The sequence below is a fragment of the Ensifer sp. NPDC090286 genome (assembly GCF_044769565.1).
Taxonomy (GTDB): domain Bacteria; phylum Pseudomonadota; class Alphaproteobacteria; order Rhizobiales; family Rhizobiaceae; genus Ensifer.
On sequence record NZ_JBIVYF010000001.1, the window covers coordinates 1776787 to 1794926 of the forward strand.

Consider the following 18140-nt stretch of genomic DNA (forward strand, 5'->3'; position numbering starts at 1 on the left):
ATTTATACCGGAATAAAGCGCTCGAATGGAGAAGCAATGGATCGCCTGAGCGGCTTGACCGCTTTCGTCCGCACCGCCGATCTCGGCAGCTTCGTCGCCGCCGGGCGCGTGCTTGGCCTGTCCGCTTCAGCGGTCGGCAAGGCCGTCACCAATCTCGAACGAGAGCTCGGCGTCCGCCTGCTGCAGCGCTCGACCAGAAGCATAAGGTTGACCGAGGAAGGTCGGCTCTTTCATGAGCGTTGCCGCCGCATCCTCGACGATCTCGACGACGCCGAGGCATCGTTGGCCGAAGCGGTGGCCGTGCCGCGCGGACGGCTGCGCGTCAGCGTGCCGATCGTCAGCTACCATCTATTGCTGCCGGTCCTGCCGGACTTCGTGCGGCGCTACCCCGAGGTCGAACTCGATCTCGACTTCAACGACCGCATCGTCGATCTGATCGACGAGGAAGTAGATGTCGCCATCCGCAGCGGTGTGCTGCCGGATTCGCGGCTGATGACCCGGGCGCTCAGGCCTTTCCAGCTTCTGCTTTGCGCGGCACCCACCTATCTGGACCGACATGGCACGCCCGAATGCCCGCGCGATCTCGATGGCCACCACGCGATCCGTTTCCGTTTTCCCAACAGCCGCAAGCTGCAGGAATGGCCGATCGCCTTGCCGCCGGGCGGACCCGAGCCGCAGATCAGGACCGTGCTCAATTGCAACAACATGGAGGCGCTGAGCGGTGCCGTTCTCAGCGGTCTCGGCATCGGCTGCCTGCCCGATTTTCTCGCGCGCCAGCCGCTCAGCGATGGCCGGCTGCGCACCGTGCTCGACGCCTATCTCAACGCTCCCGGGCAGTTCCACCTGCTCTGGCCGTCAAACCGGCATCTCTCGCCGAAGGTCCGCGTCTTCGTCGATTTCCTGAGCGAACGCCTGTTCGCCGATCGCTGCGAGCGTATGCCGGCCACACGGACGGCGCCCTAGGTCAGGAAAGGGCAGCGTCGAGCATCGCGCGGTTGCGCAAAATCCACGCGACGCTGCGGGCCTGCCAGGCGATGCCCCAGACGCGCGGCACGTGTTCGCTTTCGGGGCGGATATTGAGTTCGAAGGCCTCGTTGGCCGCGCTCTCGGCGGCAAAGAAGATGATCCGATCCGCAAGGCGCTGGCGCTCGCCCCCATCAAGGCCGTAACCGTCGGCAAAGAGACGCACCTGCCGCATCCTTGAGGCAGCATCGGCCAGGCCGTTCATCTCGGCAACGCCGTCGTCATAAAGCTGGGCATTGTTCCAGGCGACCATCGCAAGCTCGGTCAGGCGATCGACGGGCCCGGCCGCTTCCCAGTCGATGAACGCGGCCGGAAGACCGTCGCGTGACACGATGTTCCACGGGGCCGCATCGCAATGTCCGACGATATCGGCCGTACCGACCGTGCGCCCGAACCAAGGGCGCCAGTTCGCCTGCGCCGGAACCTGAAAGGATGCGGCGGCGTCATGCATCTTTTGCATCAGCCGCCCGAGCGCGAAGATCGCCTCGTCCGACCAGGGTGCGGGATTGAGGATGTCGCCCTCGACATAGGTCAGCATTTCGCGGCCATGGTCGTCGAAGCCGGAACCGACGACGCGCGGCGCGCCGTCAAAGCCGGCGGCCTCGAAATGCCGCAGCAGCGCGTGCACGGAAGGCGCCCACGGCCCGGTTTCCCGAAGCACGGTGGAGCCCCTGCGGCTGACGGCCGTGCGGCCGCCTCCGCTCAAGGGCGTATCGTCTGCCATGCCGTCCTTTCCCGTCATGGGACCTCCAGCAAATGGCCGCGACCGGAAGCAGCGCCGACGCACCGCTTCCGTGGTCTGGGATATCAGGCGGCCTTGATCTTGGCGCGCTTGGCGAGATGCGCCACGACGTTTTCGATCATCCGCATGCCGGCGTCGCCGCCGAGCGTCATGATCGATTCCGGATGGAACTGCACCGCAGCCACCGGCTCCTTGGTGTGCTCGATGCCCATGATCGTGCCGTCTTCGCTTTCGGCGGTGATCATGAAGTCGGCAGGCAGGCTTGCCGGATCGGCAAAGATCGAGTGGTAGCGACCGACGGTCACTTCCTTGCCGAGACCGGAAAAGACGATGCCGGGCTCCAACACCCGGATGCGCGACGGCTTGCCGTGCATCGGAATCGCCAGTTGGCGCAGATCGCCGCCATAGGCTTCGGCCAGCGCCTGCAGACCGAGGCAGACACCGAAGATCGGCAGGTCGCGCGCCCGCGCCTTCTTGATCGTCGCCTTGCAATCGAAATCCCTGGGGTTGCCCGGTCCGGGCGAAAGCACGACCAGATCCGGCTTCACCCGATCGAAGATCTCTTCGGCGACCGGCGAGCGCACCGTCGTCACGGTTGCGCCCGTCTGGCGGAAGTAGTTTGCGAGCGTATGGACGAAGCTGTCCTCGTGATCGACCAGCAGGATGTTGACGCCGGCGCCGACGGCAGCGACATCGCGCCCGGCCTTGCCGGCGTTGGCGGATTTCGCGTCGCGAATGGCAGCGATCATGGCGGAGGCCTTCAGTTCGGTTTCGGCTTCTTCTTCTTCCGGGTTCGAATCGTAAAGCAGCGTCGCCCCTGCCCTGACTTCGGCGATGCCGTCCTTGATGCGGATCGTGCGCAGCGTCAGGCCGGTGTTCATGTCGCCGTTGAAGCCGACCATGCCGATGGCGCCACCATACCATGCGCGCGGGCTCTTCTCATGGCTTTCGATGAAGCGCATGGCCCAGAGCTTCGGCGCACCGGTGACGGTGACGGCCCAGGCGTGGCTGAGGAACCCGTCAAAGGCGTCCATGTCGTCGCGCAGGCGACCTTCGATGTGGTCGACGGTGTGGATCAGGCGCGAATACATCTCGATCTGGCGGCGGCCGATGACCTTGACGGAACCCGGCACGCAGACGCGGCTCTTGTCGTTGCGGTCGACGTCCGAGCACATGGTGAGTTCGGATTCGTCCTTCTTCGAATTGAGCAGCTTCAGGATCTGCTCGCTGTCGGCGATCGGGTCGTCGCCGCGCTTGATCGTGCCGGAGATCGGGCAGGTCTCGATGCGGCGGCCCGAAACGCGCACGAACATTTCCGGCGACGCGCCGACGAGATATTCCTGGTTCCCGAGATTGATGAAGAAGGAATAGGGCGATGGATTGATCGCCTTAAGCCGGTTGGAAATCTCCGACGGCTTGCTTTCGCAGCGCTCGTAGAATTTCTGCCCGGGCACCACCTCGAAAAGGTCGCCCCGGCGGAAGCTCTCCTTCGCCTTGACGACGAGTTCGGCATATTCGCCCGGGTGATGGTCGCCATGCGGCGGAATGGTGTCGACGGTCTTGAAGGGCTCGCTGGCGATCTCTTCCGCCTTGCCCTCGGTGGTCCTGCCGTCCTTGGCGAAATCGTAGCGGTCGATCCAGGCCTTCGCCGCATAATGGTCGACGACGAGGATCTCGTCCGGCAGGAACAGCACCATGTCGCGCTGGTCGTCGGGACGCTTGAGCTTCAGGTCGATCGCATCGAACTGGAAGGCAAGGTCGTAGCCGAAAGCGCCGTAGAGCCCGAGGCTCGCATCCTCGGCCGAATGGAAGAGGTTGGTGACGGCGCGAAGCACGCTGAAGACCGTCGGCATCTTGGAGCGCTCTTCTTCGGTGAAGACGCGATCCGGTGCATTGATCGTCAGATCCAGGCGGCGGCTGGTCGAAGCACCGAGCGTGATGTCGGCGACGGTCTTCAGATGCTCGGCGATGATCGCAAGCAGCACTTCGCCGCGACCGTTATAGGCTTCGATCCAGAGCGAACGACCGAAGGAGGAAATGCCAAGCGGCGGATCGACGACGGCCGTGTCCCACCGGGTGTAGCGGCCGGGATATTCGTAGTTGGAGGAGAACACTGCGCCGCGGCGTTCGTCGAGCTTGTCCACATAGCTCGCGATCGCCTGGCCATAGGACGCCTCCCGCCGGCGGCGCGTCACCGTGATGCCGCCCTTGGTGGTATAGCTCTCCGAGCCGTCCTCGAGAATTACCGTTGCCATTCGCCTCGCTCCGTAAAAGCCCGGTCCTTGAGCGGCCTGAATATGAAAAAAGCCGCCTCGAAATCTCCGGGCGGCTTCATCTCTCAATCACGCATGACTGGTCAAGGCCGCTTCAGCGAGCCCACCACCAGATCGAAATGTTGCGTGCGTTTTCCATGGGCCAAAGTGTTAGCTTGGGTTGCTGCCATGCGCAAGCGGGAAAGCGGCGCGCATCGTCACGGTTGCGTCAAAAAAAGAGGCGGCTCCGAAGAGCCGCCCGACTGGAATTGATCTGACCCTATCAGAACTTCGCCTTAGCCGTCACCAGGAACGTGCGGCCGCGGCCGGTATCGATCGTGCTGCCGGCGATCGTGCTCGACGACGGCGTGTAGGTCTTGTCGAACAGGTTCGTGACCTGGGCCGTGACTTCGAAGCCGTTTTCGAACTTGTAGTTGGCGAAAAGGTCCACCAGACCGTAGCCAGGCACGTTCGGCGGCGTGCGATTGATCTCGCCGACATAGGCGTTCGAAACGGCATAGAGACGCGTACCGACCGAAAGGCGCTGGTCCTCGAGGAAACGTGCGCCGAGCGTTGCGCTGATGATGTTTTCAGGCAGGTAGCTCTGGACGCCGAAGCCGTTGACCTGGCTCGGCAGCTTGCTGTCGGTGTAGGTATAGGCAAGGTCACCGAAGACGTAGCCGGCATCGTAGGCCGCCTGCAGTTCGAAGCCCTGTACAGTCGACGTGCCCGGGGTGTTGGCGAAGAAGATCTGGCGACCACCGTTAAGCAGGACGGCGGTGATGTAGTTGTCGATGCGGTTATGGAAGTAGTTGGCCTTCACCCGCAGGCTGTCGCTCGAGTCGAGCAGGCCGTCGAAGGCGAAGTTCGCACCGATTTCCCAGCCCTTGGACGTTTCCGGCTCGAGGAACGGATTGGGGAAGAACGACTGGCCCGAAGGACCCGGATGGGTGCCGCCGGCAAAGGTCTCGTTGACCGTCGGCGAACGCGATGTTTCCGCATAGGTCACATAGGGCTGGAACCAGTCCGTCGGATTGAGCGCGACCGTGACGCTCGGGTTGAGGCGGCCATCGGACTTGTCGACCGTATAGGGCCCGGCCGGAAGGCCGATCGGGTTACCGGCAACGACAGCGCCGGAGCCATCGAGGCTGAAGTGATCCCACCTGAGGCCAGCCGTCAGATCCAGCATGCCATAGGTGAAAGTCGTGTTGCTGAAGACGCCGGTGGTGGCGTTGGTGCCGCTACCATTTACGCCGGCGCCCGGCCGGGCCGTGCTGTTGATGACATCGTAGTCGTCGCGGAAATACTCGACGCCGTAGTTCGCCTTCACGGCAACGTCGCCAAGGTCGAACAGCGAGGTGTTCGAGATGTCAAAGCCCTTGCCGGTGTCGGTGATTTGACGACCGGCCGCTGTGCCGCCACCGCGAATGTCGGTGTCGTACTTCATCTTCAGCCGGTTCCAATAGGCATTGGCACGGAAGTCGATGAGTTCGTTGTCCGGCGTGTAGGCGTAGCTGGCCGAAACCGTCTGGTTCTTCACGTTCTGGAAATAGGAGTTCGCGAAGAAGTCGTTGTCATAGGTAACCCCGGTAAGCTTGAACGTGTGATCCTTGTCCGGCGTCACTTCAAACTTCAGGAGGCCCGAGAGAAGATCCTCCTCGGTGAAGGGGACCTCGACGCCGTTGCCGTTGTCGTAGTTGCCGGGATCGGCCTTGCTGATACCGCCAAGCACCGAGAAGACATCGTTGAAACGATAGGCGCCGATCAGCGACTCCGACCATCCGGCGCCGTTCGTGCCATAGGTTGCCGATGCGATGCCGCCATAGTTCTTGCCGTCCTGGATCAGGTCCTCGACGTCATAGGTCTTGAAATTGACGGAACCGGCGAGCGCGCCGCCACCGACACCGGTGACGGCGCCGCGCGTCACGTCGATTTCGGACAGGAACGCCGGGTCGAAATAGGCAAAGCCCTGGGCTTCGTGACCGGTGAAACGGAAGTTCTGGCGAACGCCGTCGATCATCATGTTGACGCGGCCGGACCCCTCAAAGCCACGAATGTTGACAGCAACACCCGGGTTCTGCGGATTGTTCGCCGTCGACGTTCCCGGAACGCCGCGCAGAAGGTCGTCGGTTTCCTGCCCCGACTGCAGATCGATCTGGTCCGAGGTGACGACGCTGACCGGGCCGGCCTTGGCATAAGGATCGCTCGTGCGCGAGCCCTTCGCCACGATCGGAGAGAGGTAGGTTTCGCCGGCCTTGGTCTCCTCGGCCTTTTTCTCTTCCGGCTTGGTCTGGGTTGTCGCGCTCTGCGCGAATGCGAGGGTTGCCGCGGAAAGTGCAAATGTTGTCGTGCAAGCCAACAGGGCCAGGCGACGATGCCGGGTGAGCATGGACCAATCCTTTGATTTTCGGAGGCCGGGCTTGCTGTTGAGCGGCGAACTCAAGGGGCTGGCTGGGCGGTAGATTCTAGAGCGGCGCGACATGTCGTCGCCTCATTTATGCCGCATAAAAAACATGAGTGTTCTTGTCAACATACAAAGCCGCTCCCCACAATTTATGGGGTCGTGCCAATTCGAGGCGTTGCTAAAGTGCAACGCTTTTGCCGGAGGCCGGATGAAACCAGATCCGGTTCCGTGCGTTCCCTTCCTTCCAGGCCCCGCTGCGGGGGCACGAGAAAGGAACCGGATGCGTCGCTCTTTTCCCTTGATCCTGCTGTCACTCCTGATCCTCACCGGCGCCAGCCTGCCGAAATCCGGACCCGTCCCGCTCAAGAAGCCGCCAAGTGAGGCGGAAACGAAAGAGGCTGTTCCAACACCCGAAGAAAAACCGGCGACGCCGACGGACGATGGCAAGGCCGATCCGTCACAGGTGCCGCCGGCCACCGACGAACAGGCTGTGCCCGAGCCGAAGCCGAAGGACGGGAGTGAAGGCGCGGCTGGGGACCAGAAGCCCGCTACGGACGGAAAGGGCCAGCCCGCCGACGAGAAGAAAGAAGAAAAACCGGCGCCGATCGTCTATCCGCCGGTGGAGGCGGAGAATGTCGCCGACTATGCAAAATGCGTCGCCGATCTGAAGGCGATCGGCGCGACCTTCGACGAAGCCAAGCGCATCGACGACGGCAAGGGCTGCGGCATCGACAAGCCGCTGGAGGTCACCAGCATTCTGCCCGACGTCACGCTCGCACCCAAGGGGCTGATGCGCTGCGAAACCGCGCTCGCCTTGGCGCGCTGGACCAAAGAGACCGCCCAGCCGGCTGCGGAAGTCGCCTTCGACAAAACCATCAAAATCAAGGCGCTGAACCAGGCATCGACCTATATCTGCCGTCTGCGCAACAATGCGACGACGGGCAAGATCTCCGAGCATGCGCACGGCAACGCCGTCGACATCGCCTCCTTCACATTAAGCAACGGCACGACGATCGCCATCCAGCCGCGCGACGAGGACGGCACCATGGACGGCGCGTTCCAGCGCGCGGTCACCGCGTCCGCCTGCCTCTACTTCAAGACCGTGCTCGACCCCGGCAGCGACGCCGCCCACGAGACGCACCTGCATCTCGACGTGATCGAACGCCGCAACGACTACCGCTACTGCCGCTAGGAGAACGGCTCGCCAGCCCTCAATCGTTTCCGTAGCCAAGGGCGACGAACTCGCCCTCGAAGCGACCGGCCACGCTGTCGCCGTCGAGGAGGTCGGCAACGACCACGGCCCGCGCTTTGCCCCGACGTTCGAGCAATCGCAGAAATCCCGGCCATTGCCCGGCATCCGCCAACGACGAGCGTGCGGAGAAGGCACCGGCCACCGGCTTCAGATAATCCATCCGGTTGCTCTGGATCACCAGCCGCGCCGCCACCCCGCTTTGGCGCAAGCGCACATGCAGCAGCGACCAGGCCGACAGGATCGCAAGCGCCGAGGCGCTGCCGCCGAACACCGTTTCGCGGTGGTTGATATTGGGCGCAAGCGGTGCAGAGAGCAGCACGTGATCGTCCGCTACCGTATCCACCCGCACCTGCATCGCCGCCGACAGCGGGATGTGGCTATGAAGATAGACCTGTAGTTCCTCTGGCGTCATCGTGGCGTCCCTGATGCGTTCCTGCGCCGATCAATGCACGAGACCACGTGTCCTGGCGAGAGACAGGCGCCTGCGTCCTGCGGTCTCCCGCAAGCATCCCATAGCCCAAAAGATACCGGGCCGCGCGCCTTGCAGGAGCCCGCCCCTGCTCCCAAATACGGCGCGAGGAAAATCCACCCGTTTTACGCCCCTTCTCAAGGAAATCTGTCATGGCATTGACGATGTACCAACTCTCCATTCCCGCACTCGTTCGCGGCCTTGGTGTCCTCACCAGGCTGCTCGACAAGGCAGAGGCTTTTGCCCGGGAAAAAGGCATCTCCACGGATGATCTCGTCAACGCCCGGCTGGCGCCCGATATGCTGACGCTTGCCGGTCAGGTGCAGCGTGTCAGTGACACGAGCAAGGGTCTCGTCGGCCGACTGACGTCAATCGAAGTGCCCCGCTTTGCCGACGAGGAAAAGACCCTGGACGAACTGCGCCAGCGCGTCGCCAAGACCGTCGCCTTCCTCGAAACGGTCAGCCCTGATGATCTCGAAGACAGCGGCAGCCGCGCGGTGGTGCTCAATTTCCCGACGCTGAAGGTGACGCTCACGGGTGAGGAATACCTGCAGAAATTCGTGCTGCCGAACTTCTATTTCCACCTGACGACCGCCTACGACATCCTGCGCCACAACGGCGTCCCGATCGGCAAGGCGGACTTCCTCAGCCTCACCGCCTAGCTTCCGCCTTGAAAGAACCCGGACACAGCAACGCCACGCATCCACCCGGATGCGTGGCGTTGCTTTTCAGGCAGGCAGGAAGCGCCTAGAACAGCCCTTCGATATAGCCCTGCTCGTTGAGGAAGATCTTTTCCGACGAAGGCACCTTCGGCAGGCCCGGCATTGTCATGATCTCGCCGGTGATGACCACGATGAAGCCGGCGCCGGCGGCCAGCCGCACCTCGCGGATCGGCACCGCATGGCCTGTCGGCGCACCGCGCAGGTTCGGGTCGGTCGAGAAGGAATATTGCGTCTTGGCCATGCAGATCGGCAGATGGCCGTAGCCCTGATCCTCCCAGCTGCGCAGTTGGTCGCGCACCGACTTGTCGGCGATCACTTCGCTCGCATGGTAGATGTCCTTGGCGATCGTCTCGATCTTGTGGAAGAGCGACATCTCGTCCGGGTAGAGCGGCGAGAACTGCGAATGCCCGCCCTCGGCAAGTGCCGCCACCTTCACCGCGAGTTCCTCGATGCCGGCCGAGCCCTCGGCCCAATGGCGGCAGAGCACGGCTTCGGCACCGAGCGTCGCTACATAGTCCTTGATTGCCTGCACTTCGGCCTCTGTATCGGAGGTGAAGTGGTTGATCGCGACGATGACGGGAACGCCGAATTTCTTGACGTTCTGCACGTGTCGGCCGAGATTGGCGCAGCCCTTGCGAAGCGCCTCCAGGTTTTCCCGGCCGAGGTCGTCCTTCTTGACGCCGCCGTTCATCTTGATCGCGCGAACGGTCGCAACCAGCACCGCCGCATCGGGCTTCAGCCCCGCCTTGCGGCACTTGATGTCGAAGAATTTTTCCGCCCCGAGATCGGCGCCGAAACCCGCTTCGGTCACGACGAAATCGGCAAGCTTCAGCGCCGTCGTCGTCGCGACCACCGAGTTGCAGCCATGGGCGATGTTGGCGAAAGGACCGCCATGCACGAAGGCGGGATTGTTTTCGAGCGTCTGTACCAGGTTCGGCTGCATCGCGTCCTTGAGCAGCACGGTCATTGCGCCATCGGCCTTGATGTCGCGCGCAAACACCGGGCTCTTGTCGCGGCGGTATGCGATGATGATGTTGCCGAGCCGCTGTTCCAGATCCTTCAAATCCCGCGACAAGCACAGGATCGCCATGACCTCGGAGGCGACGGTGATGTCGAAACCGGTTTCGCGCGGATAGCCGTTGGCAACCCCGCCGAGCGAGCCGACGATGCTGCGCAGCGCCCGGTCGTTCATATCCATCACCCGCCGCCAGGCGATGCGGCGGATGTCGATGTTCTGCTCGTTGCCCCAGTAGATGTGATTGTCGATCAGCGCCGCCAGCAGATTGTGCGCCGAGGTGATCGCGTGGAAGTCGCCGGTGAAGTGGAGGTTCATGTCCTCCATCGGCACGACCTGCGCATAGCCGCCACCGGCAGCACCGCCCTTGACGCCGAAGCAGGGTCCGAGCGAGGCCTCGCGGATGCAGACGATCGCCTTCTTGCCGATGCCGTTGAGCCCGTCGCCAAGGCCGACGGTCGTCGTCGTCTTGCCCTCGCCGGCCGGCGTCGGGTTGATCGCCGTCACCAGGATCAGATGGCCGTTCTTCTTTTCGCGCTGCCGGGCAATGAAATCGGCACCGATCTTCGCCTTGTCGTGGCCGTAGGGCAGCAGATCTTCCGCCGGTATGCCGAGCGCCGCGCCGATCTCCAGGATCGGCTTCTTCTTTGCGGCGCGCGCAATCTCGATATCGGACTTGACCTCCGTCATGACATGTCCCCTCCCCAGGGTCTCGTTTTCGTCCACGCCTTCCAAAGCGCGGTTCGCAATGCCGGAGCGGGAGGAGAAGACGTGTCTGCGGCTTCCGCCACATCCCGCTAACTCAAGATCGGCGGCGGCCGCCCTTTGGCGGCCGGCCACCTCGTCGTCTGCCTTAACGGGCGAGAATGTCGCGCATTTCGACGATGTTGGAGCGCACCCGCAACGTATAGAAGCCCATAGTCGCCAGATGCGTCGGCATGATCCAGCCCGCTTCCTCGCCATTGGAGATGATCCAGGGCTGGATGCGGAGCGCCGCGCGCAGCTGCTTGATCGTTTCGGTCCAGATCGGCAGCAGGCCGCGCTGGGCAACCACGTTGTCGAAGTCGGCGCCGGCTGCCGAGAGAATGCCGTAATAGCCGTAGAGCTGGCCATAGGCGAACCAGAAGCGATCGTCGGCGCGCGTGTCGAACCAGCCGCCATTGTGGTTTTCCGAACGCTCGCGCAGGATCGCCGAGGTGTTGCCGAGGTCGTTGGCGACACGGTCGAGGAACTCGACGAGGTTATCCGAGCGGCCGTCGAAGATTGCCTCGCACTTGCTGAGCGTCGTGTTGAAGGACCTCAGATCCTTCATCGCCGCCCGGTAGAAGCTCGGCGTCGGCGTCTTCGGACCGAACGGGTTGATGCCGAAATACCAGGTCTCTTCATCGAACTGCATGTTGCCACGCGCGCTCTGCAGGGCGTTGTTGATGCCCGAGGTGCCGCGCATGCGACCGAGCGAATCGACGAGCTCCACCGAGGTGCGGCGGATCGCCTGGTTCACCCCCCGCTGGAACGACGCCTTGTTGTCGAGCCAGGGCGTATCGTCCCAATCGAGCCCGAAGAAGCCGAGCTTGTAGAGCAGCATCGACGAGATCCAGGCGTTCTCGTTGACGTTGAAGTCGATCAAATCAGCCGTGACATCGACGATGGCCGAGGTCTGGCAAACGGTGCCTGCCGGCAGCTGCACGGCGGCAAGCGCCTCGGGCGTCGATTCCATCGGCTGCGTGGCCACGCCCGCAAGATTGCTGGCACCGCCGGTCGCCGATTGGCCTGTCGAGGTGGTACCGGGACCGCTCATCGGCGAGCCGGCGGGCACCTTGCGTTCGGCCAGCTTGTAGCGATCGACGTAGTCTTCGTTGAAGTTCGTCCAGGCCTGGGTCTGCCAGATGAAATAGCCGTAGAACAGGATCAGGCCGAGCAGGACGATGCCGATCGGTCCCTTGATGATCCAGCTGCGCTGACGATACCAGTTGCCGACCGCGATAAATGGCCAGAGCAGCCAGGCGACGGCGAGCCCGATGCCGCGGCCGATCGCGGTAAAGACACGCTGGAAAAACGCAACGATCGGGTCGAACATGTCCTATTCCTCTCTGAGGCCGTAAAGCTTGTGGCGGAAAGCCGCCTTGTCTTTCAGATATGTGCCGGTCAGCGTCGCCACAACATAGGCCTTGAAGCTTTCGCTATAACGCTCGTAGGCTTCGTAGAAGCCCTGCTTGTCGAAAACGAAGCGCGAGACGAAATCGCGGGGCACGAGCTGGGATATCAGCCGATTGACCAGCCACTGGTCCGGATGGGCGGGTGCGGCGCGCACCAGCATGAAGCGGTTTGCCGGCGCCACGTCCTGCATCTTGATCGTGCCGGTCGCAGCGACCGTGCGGATCATCTCCTGCAGGAAGGGATAGGCGCCGTCTTTCGCGACCGCGGCGGCATACCGATGCATCCAGGTCTGCAGCCAGATCCGGTCGGCATTGGCAAGATCGGCCGTCGGGTCGCTCTCGTTGATCAGCCCACGCACCACCATGTCGGCGCGGTGCTGATAAAGCCCGGAATCCTCGACCCAGGACGCCTGCGGCAGTTGCAGCCGCTTGGTCGAGGCGAGGAAGTCGTAGATCCGGGCGTGATCGTTGATGGCGATGTAGCTCACCTGCCAGGGCCGTGAGCGGCGGAAGCCCGGCACGGAAGGGTCGCAGATGACCGTCGTCGTCTTATGGTCGAGGAAGATATAGACGCCGCCGAAATGGTTGGCCCAGAACGCCTCATGGCGGAAGACGAGCTGATCCGGCACCAGTGCGTTCTGCCGGATGTCGCCGGTCTGCTTGGCAAGCTCGACCATGCGCGTCAGCATCTCGTCGTCGGCCCAGGCCGTCGGCACCTTTTTCAAGCGGTCGACAAGGCCACGCAGCTCGGCCGCCTTGCCGAGCATGTCCTCAGCCGACAGCACCCGGAAGCGCACCTCGTTGATAGACAAGAGATCGTCGATGTCGTTTACGACCGAGACCGAATCCTCGATCTCGCCATAGAGCGCATCCTTGATGGTGATGGCGTTGATCGCACGGCTGTTGGCGTTGAAGAACTCGTGCATCAGCGCCGCGGTATTGGAGAAGCTCGTATGCACGCACGGCAGCTCCGCCTGTTCCGGCGTCATGATGATGAAGCGGCGGTTGACCCGGTTCGGATCGAGATAGTCGCGATCCCCCAGCTCCTCGGCGATCTCGGGCGAAAACCCGGTCATGTCGATGCTGAACTGCGTCAGCGCCGTTGGCCGCAAGCCGAAGCCTTCGAGCGCCTTGTTGTAGCGCGCGATCAGATGCGGCTCGGAAATATCGAGCAACCGTCCATAGATCAATTCGGCTTCAAGCAGGCGGTTCATCTGTCAGTTTTTCCTAGCATCACCCCTGCCACCGGCCGTCGCGTTTCATCGCCTCGATCTCGCGGATCGCCTTTTCGCGCTGGCGCTCGCGGCGGATGATGTCGGTGACGGCGGCATCGTCCGACTTGTCGGTGTATCGGAACTCGCTGTCGGCGTAGCGGTTGATCTCCTGCAGCACCATGTCGATGGTGATCGGGCCGCGCAGCGCCTCGATCATCGCCTTCTTTTCATCATAGCCCTTGTGCATGAAGGAGCCGGCGTCCTTGAACCAGTCGTCCGGCAGTTCCACGTCCATGGCTCTGAGCTTGATCGCGTCGGTGATGTTCTTGATCGCCCGGCCGGTGAAGCGCGGCTCGGCCTCCTTGATCATGTGCAGATAGGCGCCGACATCGGCGAGCGAGCCGATCGCGCCCTTTTCCTTCTCGTAGCGCTCCCAGACGGCGACGAGACCATCCTCCTTCGGCCGCGCATGCTCGGCATAGGACTGGGCGACCGCGCGCTTGATCTCCTGGCCCTCGAACAGCTGATGCTCGCCGAGCGGGATGTTGTGGTTCTTGCCGACCAGCAGCGCGAAGATGTCGATGTAGTCGTCCTCGGTCTGCGGCCCGTCGACCAGCCAGCGCGCGCCGGCGCGCTGGCGCAGCGCATCGTCGACATTTTCGGGATAGTTGGAGAACATGCCGAAGGTGCAATTGCCGCGCACTACCGTCGAGGCGCCGGCAAAGCTCTCCATCAGCACCGCCGTCACCTCGTGCTGGCCGGCAGAGGCGCGATCGTCGGAGCGCTTCGCCGCCACCTGGTCGACATCGTCGATCGTGCCGAAGCCGATCGCCCGCGGATTGATGACGTTGTTGACGAACTCCTTGCAGTTCTGGCCGGACTTGCCCTGATAGGAGGAGATCTGGTCGACGCCGAAATTCTCGTAATGGAAGGCGTAACCGGCGATCTCGCAATAATCGTTCAGCATGCCGGCAAGCATCTGGATCAGGATCGTCTTGCCGGTACCCGGCATGCCGTCGCCGATGAAGGTGAAGAGGAAGCCGCCAAGCTCGACGAACGGGTTCATCTGCCGGTCGAAGTCATAGGCCATCAGCATCTTGGCAAGCTTCAGCGCCTGATACTTGGCGATGTGGTTGCCAATGATTTCCTCGGGCTTCTTGAAGGTCATGACCAGCGGCTTGCGCTTCTGGCCGGGTGCCACATCGAAACCGTTGAGCGTGAAATCGTCCTGGTCGAGGCGGATATGGACGTTCTCGAAGCTCTGCAGCCCGGTAAAGCGCGCCTTGCGGGCAATCAGCCCCTCGATCGCCACCCGCGAGAAGGCGCGCGCCCGGGCAGTCAGCGCCAGATCGTCCGGCGCTCCGGCAAGGCCGCGATCGAGCGCCGAGATCAGGCTCTTCAGCGCGTCCTGCGGCGTGTCGAACAGGAAGTCGGGCTCGATGGCGTCGTCAACCGGCTCGCCCTCGCCTGCCAACGTCGCGCCGAGATAGGCGGCAAGCGTGAAGGCCGCGACGTAGGCAGAGGCCGACAGCAGCGCCTTGAACTGATTGGCCTCCTCCCCGCCAAGCGGCGAAGTGGCGTTCTTCGCCTGCAGCTGTTCGAGGCTCGTCTGCCGCGCAAAGACGTCGGCGACGGCCAGCGCCACCTGGATGCCGCGGCGCGTGCGGTAGAGCACCGCGTGCTGGGCCGGAGAGAACATCGGGTCGCCCTGGCGCACTGCCTGGATCGTCTTCGTCAGCTCCACCTCGCGGGTGCGCCGCTGGCCGCCGGTCGAAACCGTCGACACGAAGCGACGGCCGGTGCCGGCAAGCGAGGTGCCGGCGGTGGCATCTTCCCGCTCCAGGATGATGAGCTTGGTCACCAACCCTTGCGCCACCGCCTGATGCTTGGCGATGTCGTCCTCGTGCAGCGTCGTCAGCCCCGTATTGAGTGTCATCGTCAAACCTCGCTCACGACCTGGTTGCCGGAAATGACGTGGACCTTGTAGTCGCCGAACACCTGTTCCGCCTCGCCGGCGGCATAGAGCGCCTGATAGGCGTCATGCGGCACCAGCGCGTGTTTCTCGTAGGAGGAGACCCCCATGCGCGTCGCTTCCAGATTGGCGGTATCGATGTGGAATTCCTCCTGCGCCGGGGTCGACGACCAGAAGCCGCGCTTGGCCGGTCGCTCCGATTTCGAGAAGACCTCCTGCACCGTCCAGGTCAGGAGCCAGGCATTCTCGGTCTTGCGTACCTTGGAAAGGATATCGTTGATGCGCGCATTGTTCTCGGTGATCCCGGCCGAATAGAACGGCCCGAGCACGATGCGGCGCAACTGCTTCGGGTGTAGTTCCTCGAAATCCTTGTCGAGATTGGTGGCGATCGTCACCGGCGTCAGAGAATAGCTGCTGTTCTTGGCGGCAAAATCGTCGAAACGGCTGGCGAGATCCGGATTGAGCAGGCCGCCGACCGGCAGCGGGATCTCCACCTGCGGGTTGAGCTTGCCATCGGCAGTCACCAGCATCTCGACGATCTTTTCCGAAGAGTCCTCGATCGTCGCCATATAGACCATCGGCAGGGTGTTCGCCCCGTCGAAGGCGCCCCAACTCACCACGTAATAGGGCCGCATCGTCTTGGAGTTGACGGCAACACGGATGGTCTCCGGCAGGATGAACGGCGAAAAAATCTCGCCCTTGCCGATCTGCTCCAGATAGAGCCGCTCGGCCATGCGCGTCTGCAGCGCTTCGGGAAAGGCCTTCTGCCTCAGGATGAAATCGACCATCTCGTCGCGCAGCGCATCGGCCTGGGGAATATCGGCAAGGCGCTTGGTCGCCGTCTGGCGATCGTTCTCCAGTTCGAGCACGTTCTGAAAGACGGGAAAGCCGCTTTCGGCGCGCGAAATCCGGAACTGGTCGACGAAGCCGATCCGGTTCTCCCAGCAGTCGATCGAGGCCTTCAGCCGGCCAAGATAGGGAACGATCACTTCACCGACGACGGTGTTGCGATAGAGCGGCGAGTTGCGATCGCCGAGAAAGAGCTCAAGCCCGGCGAGCGCCGCATGGATCGACGCGAAATACTGTGCGACAGCGGATGAAGCCGCGACCTTCATGCAAATCCCCGTGGCGCGCGCCGAAAGGCAAACTCAGTTCGGATCATGCGCCGTCCGTTCACTGCTTCACGTAGTTGGCAGTGTTGTGCTTGTCCATGACAGCCTGGAAGCGGCGGGCGAAAGCGTCGTCGGCGAGCTTCTTGCGGCGCTGGATATCCTGCGTCGAAAGCATGTTCTTTTCATGCATTTCCAGGAGATCGCCGATGTGGCGCTGGGCCGCGGCACCGATGCCGGCCATCGTTTCCTCGGCGGCCGTGTCGACCTGGCTGCCGAGCGTGTTGATCTTGTGGGCGACGTCCTGCTGGGCGGCCGTTTTCAGCGAGTCTTCCAGCGCCTTGTAGAGCACGATGCGCTGCTCGGTATCGATCGTCAGCTTGTTGATCAGCGTGTTCTGCGCCGCGATCTGGTTGTTCAGCGAATCGACGAAGGTCTGGAACATCGAGGTGTAGCGTTCGAGCGTCTGGCTTTCGGCAAGCAGTTCCTGCTCCTTGGCCTGCTTCTCGTTGTATTCGGTGGCAAGGGCGGAGCGCTCGCCTTCGAGCTCGGTGCGCACCTTCTGCTCGGTCGAGGCGGCGATGCGGTTTTCGATGTCTAGCAAGAGCGGGTTCAGCTCCTCGATGCGCTTCTGCACCTCTTCGAGGTTCGCCATCGTGCCCTTGCGGCGCTCGATCACCTGGATCAGGCTCTGCTCAGAAGTCTTGTAGCGCTGGTCGAGGATCGACTTCTGTTCCTTGAGGATGCCGACGATCATGTCGGACTTGGAAAGCAGTTCCTGCAGATTGCCGGCAAGCGACATGTTGCGCACGCGGTCAGTGCGCATGCGCTGCATCTTCTGCTTGGAGAAGATGCCGATGAACTTCTCGTAGCCCGTATAGTTCTTCATGCTCTCGAATTCGGAACCGAAGACATTGGTCGCATCCTCAAGGCCGATGATCAGGTCGGCGATGTTGGCTTCCATCACCTTTTGCTGGTTGATCACGTCCTGGATCCGGGCATTCTCGATGTCGAAATTGACGTCGCCGAGTTTGGTCTCGGCCTTGGCGAACTGTTCGAGTACGACGCCGGATTGTTCGAGCTTGCCGCGCATCTGTTCGACAACGCCCTTCGTCTTTTCGATCTCCGCGTCAAAATTCTGAAGAGTCGCCATGTCCTGCCCCTCGGTCCACCGTGGCGTTATCCGCCAGCCCGGCTGAATTATTCAGCCTTCGATTGCAGTTATATAAAGGGTGTTTACCGAAAGAGAACAAGCCTTTCCCGGCAGCTTTTTGATCAGCCACCACAGCGAAGTGCTTGAGATATCGACGGCATTGCCGCGCGCAAGCCGAGGAAAAGCGGGAAACGGTTTTCCGTCCGGAACCTGCGTCGTCCCTATTTGGCAGCCGGCGGCGCCTTCAGGTAGGCAATCACGTCGGCAATGTCCTGCGGCTTTTTCAAACCCACAAAAGCCATCTTGGTGGCACCGACCATTGCCTTGGGGCTCAGCAGATACTCGCTGAGCGTCGCCTCGTCCCAGACATGACCCTCGGCGCCGAAGGCCTTCATCGCGTCGGAGTAGTTATAGTCGGCAACGGATGCGGCCGGACGTCCGACGACGCCCATCAGGCTCGGGCCGACGCGGTTTGTCGGTTCGCTTGCGGTGTGACAGGCGGCGCATTTGCGAAAGACGGCAGCGCCGGCCGTGGCGTCGCCACCGGCATGGGCGACCGTTGCACCGAGGGAGAACGTGCCAAGACAGAGTGTGATGGAAAGGCTGGTGACGAGACGCAACATCGAAGACCCCTGGCGTGCGATAGGGGCGAACAAT

Annotated in this window: 15 protein-coding genes; 3 read left to right on the forward strand and 12 right to left on the reverse strand. The window is 62.6% G+C overall.

Going from position 1 to position 18140, the window contains the following annotated elements; all coding sequences use genetic code 11:
• The first annotated feature begins 36 nt into the window (after positions 1 to 36).
• Entirely contained in the window at positions 37 to 963 is a 927-nt protein-coding gene (locus tag ACIQUG_RS09015) for a LysR substrate-binding domain-containing protein (RefSeq protein WP_402319894.1), read from the forward strand.
• A 1-nt stretch (position 964) separates the two neighbouring features.
• On the opposite strand, the gene ACIQUG_RS09020 is transcribed toward ACIQUG_RS09015, so the two are convergent.
• From ACIQUG_RS09020 to ACIQUG_RS09035, 4 genes are all read right to left on the reverse strand, one after another.
• Entirely contained in the window at positions 965 to 1765 is an 801-nt protein-coding gene (locus ACIQUG_RS09020) for a phosphotransferase (RefSeq protein WP_402319897.1), read from the reverse strand.
• A gap of 65 nt (positions 1766 to 1830) precedes the next feature.
• Complete coding sequence (locus ACIQUG_RS09025; RefSeq protein WP_402319900.1) at positions 1831 to 4020, reverse strand: anthranilate synthase; 2190 nt, start codon at positions 4018 to 4020, stop codon at positions 1831 to 1833.
• Between the two features lie 112 nt (positions 4021 to 4132).
• Positions 4133 to 4177 (reverse strand): trpE operon leader peptide TrpLE, encoded by a 45-nt coding sequence (trpLE, locus tag ACIQUG_RS09030; RefSeq protein ID WP_178385070.1) that lies wholly within the window; start codon positions 4175 to 4177, stop codon positions 4133 to 4135.
• 123 nt (positions 4178 to 4300) lie between these two features.
• Positions 4301 to 6406, reverse strand: a complete 2106-nt coding sequence (locus ACIQUG_RS09035; protein ID WP_402319903.1) for a TonB-dependent receptor domain-containing protein — start codon at positions 6404 to 6406, stop codon at positions 4301 to 4303.
• Between the two features lie 295 nt (positions 6407 to 6701).
• Between ACIQUG_RS09035 and ACIQUG_RS09040 the strand changes: the two genes are divergently transcribed.
• Positions 6702 to 7613 (forward strand): extensin family protein, encoded by a 912-nt coding sequence (locus tag ACIQUG_RS09040; protein ID WP_402320640.1) that lies wholly within the window; start codon positions 6702 to 6704, stop codon positions 7611 to 7613.
• Positions 7614 to 7632: 19 nt separating this feature from the next.
• Here the strand turns inward: ACIQUG_RS09040 and ACIQUG_RS09045 are convergent, their stop codons facing one another.
• The gene (locus ACIQUG_RS09045) at positions 7633 to 8085 is read right to left on the reverse strand and encodes a thioesterase domain-containing protein (RefSeq protein ID WP_402319905.1); all 453 of its coding nucleotides are present in this window, start codon (positions 8083 to 8085) and stop codon (positions 7633 to 7635) included.
• Between the two features lie 209 nt (positions 8086 to 8294).
• Here ACIQUG_RS09045 and ACIQUG_RS09050 point away from each other — a divergent pair, with 209 nt between their 5' ends.
• Complete coding sequence (locus ACIQUG_RS09050) at positions 8295 to 8804, forward strand: DUF1993 family protein (protein WP_402319908.1); 510 nt, start codon at positions 8295 to 8297, stop codon at positions 8802 to 8804.
• Between the two features lie 85 nt (positions 8805 to 8889).
• On the opposite strand, the gene ACIQUG_RS09055 is transcribed toward ACIQUG_RS09050, so the two are convergent.
• The 7 genes from ACIQUG_RS09055 to ACIQUG_RS09085 form a co-directional block, all read right to left on the reverse strand.
• The gene (locus ACIQUG_RS09055) at positions 8890 to 10569 is read right to left on the reverse strand and encodes a formate--tetrahydrofolate ligase (protein ID WP_402319911.1); all 1680 of its coding nucleotides are present in this window, start codon (positions 10567 to 10569) and stop codon (positions 8890 to 8892) included.
• 163 nt (positions 10570 to 10732) lie between these two features.
• Positions 10733 to 11956 carry a DUF2333 family protein gene (locus ACIQUG_RS09060; RefSeq protein ID WP_402319914.1) on the reverse strand — a complete coding sequence of 408 codons (1224 nt, stop codon included), beginning with the start codon at positions 11954 to 11956 and terminating at the stop codon, positions 10733 to 10735.
• A 3-nt stretch (positions 11957 to 11959) separates the two neighbouring features.
• Entirely contained in the window at positions 11960 to 13249 is a 1290-nt protein-coding gene (locus ACIQUG_RS09065) for a DUF6638 family protein (RefSeq protein ID WP_402319917.1), read from the reverse strand.
• Positions 13250 to 13268: 19 nt separating this feature from the next.
• Positions 13269 to 15185, reverse strand: coding sequence for an AAA family ATPase (locus ACIQUG_RS09070; RefSeq protein ID WP_402319920.1), 1917 nt, complete (start codon positions 15183 to 15185; stop codon positions 13269 to 13271).
• A 2-nt stretch (positions 15186 to 15187) separates the two neighbouring features.
• Positions 15188 to 16336 carry a hypothetical protein gene (locus ACIQUG_RS09075; protein WP_402319923.1) on the reverse strand — a complete coding sequence of 383 codons (1149 nt, stop codon included), beginning with the start codon at positions 16334 to 16336 and terminating at the stop codon, positions 15188 to 15190.
• A gap of 58 nt (positions 16337 to 16394) precedes the next feature.
• Positions 16395 to 17483, reverse strand: coding sequence for a hypothetical protein (locus tag ACIQUG_RS09080; RefSeq protein WP_065374272.1), 1089 nt, complete (start codon positions 17481 to 17483; stop codon positions 16395 to 16397).
• Between the two features lie 221 nt (positions 17484 to 17704).
• Positions 17705 to 18106: a cytochrome c family protein gene (locus ACIQUG_RS09085; protein WP_192446940.1), complete on the reverse strand. Its 402-nt coding sequence runs from the start codon at positions 18104 to 18106 to the stop codon at positions 17705 to 17707.
• Between the last annotated feature and the right edge of the window lie 34 nt (positions 18107 to 18140).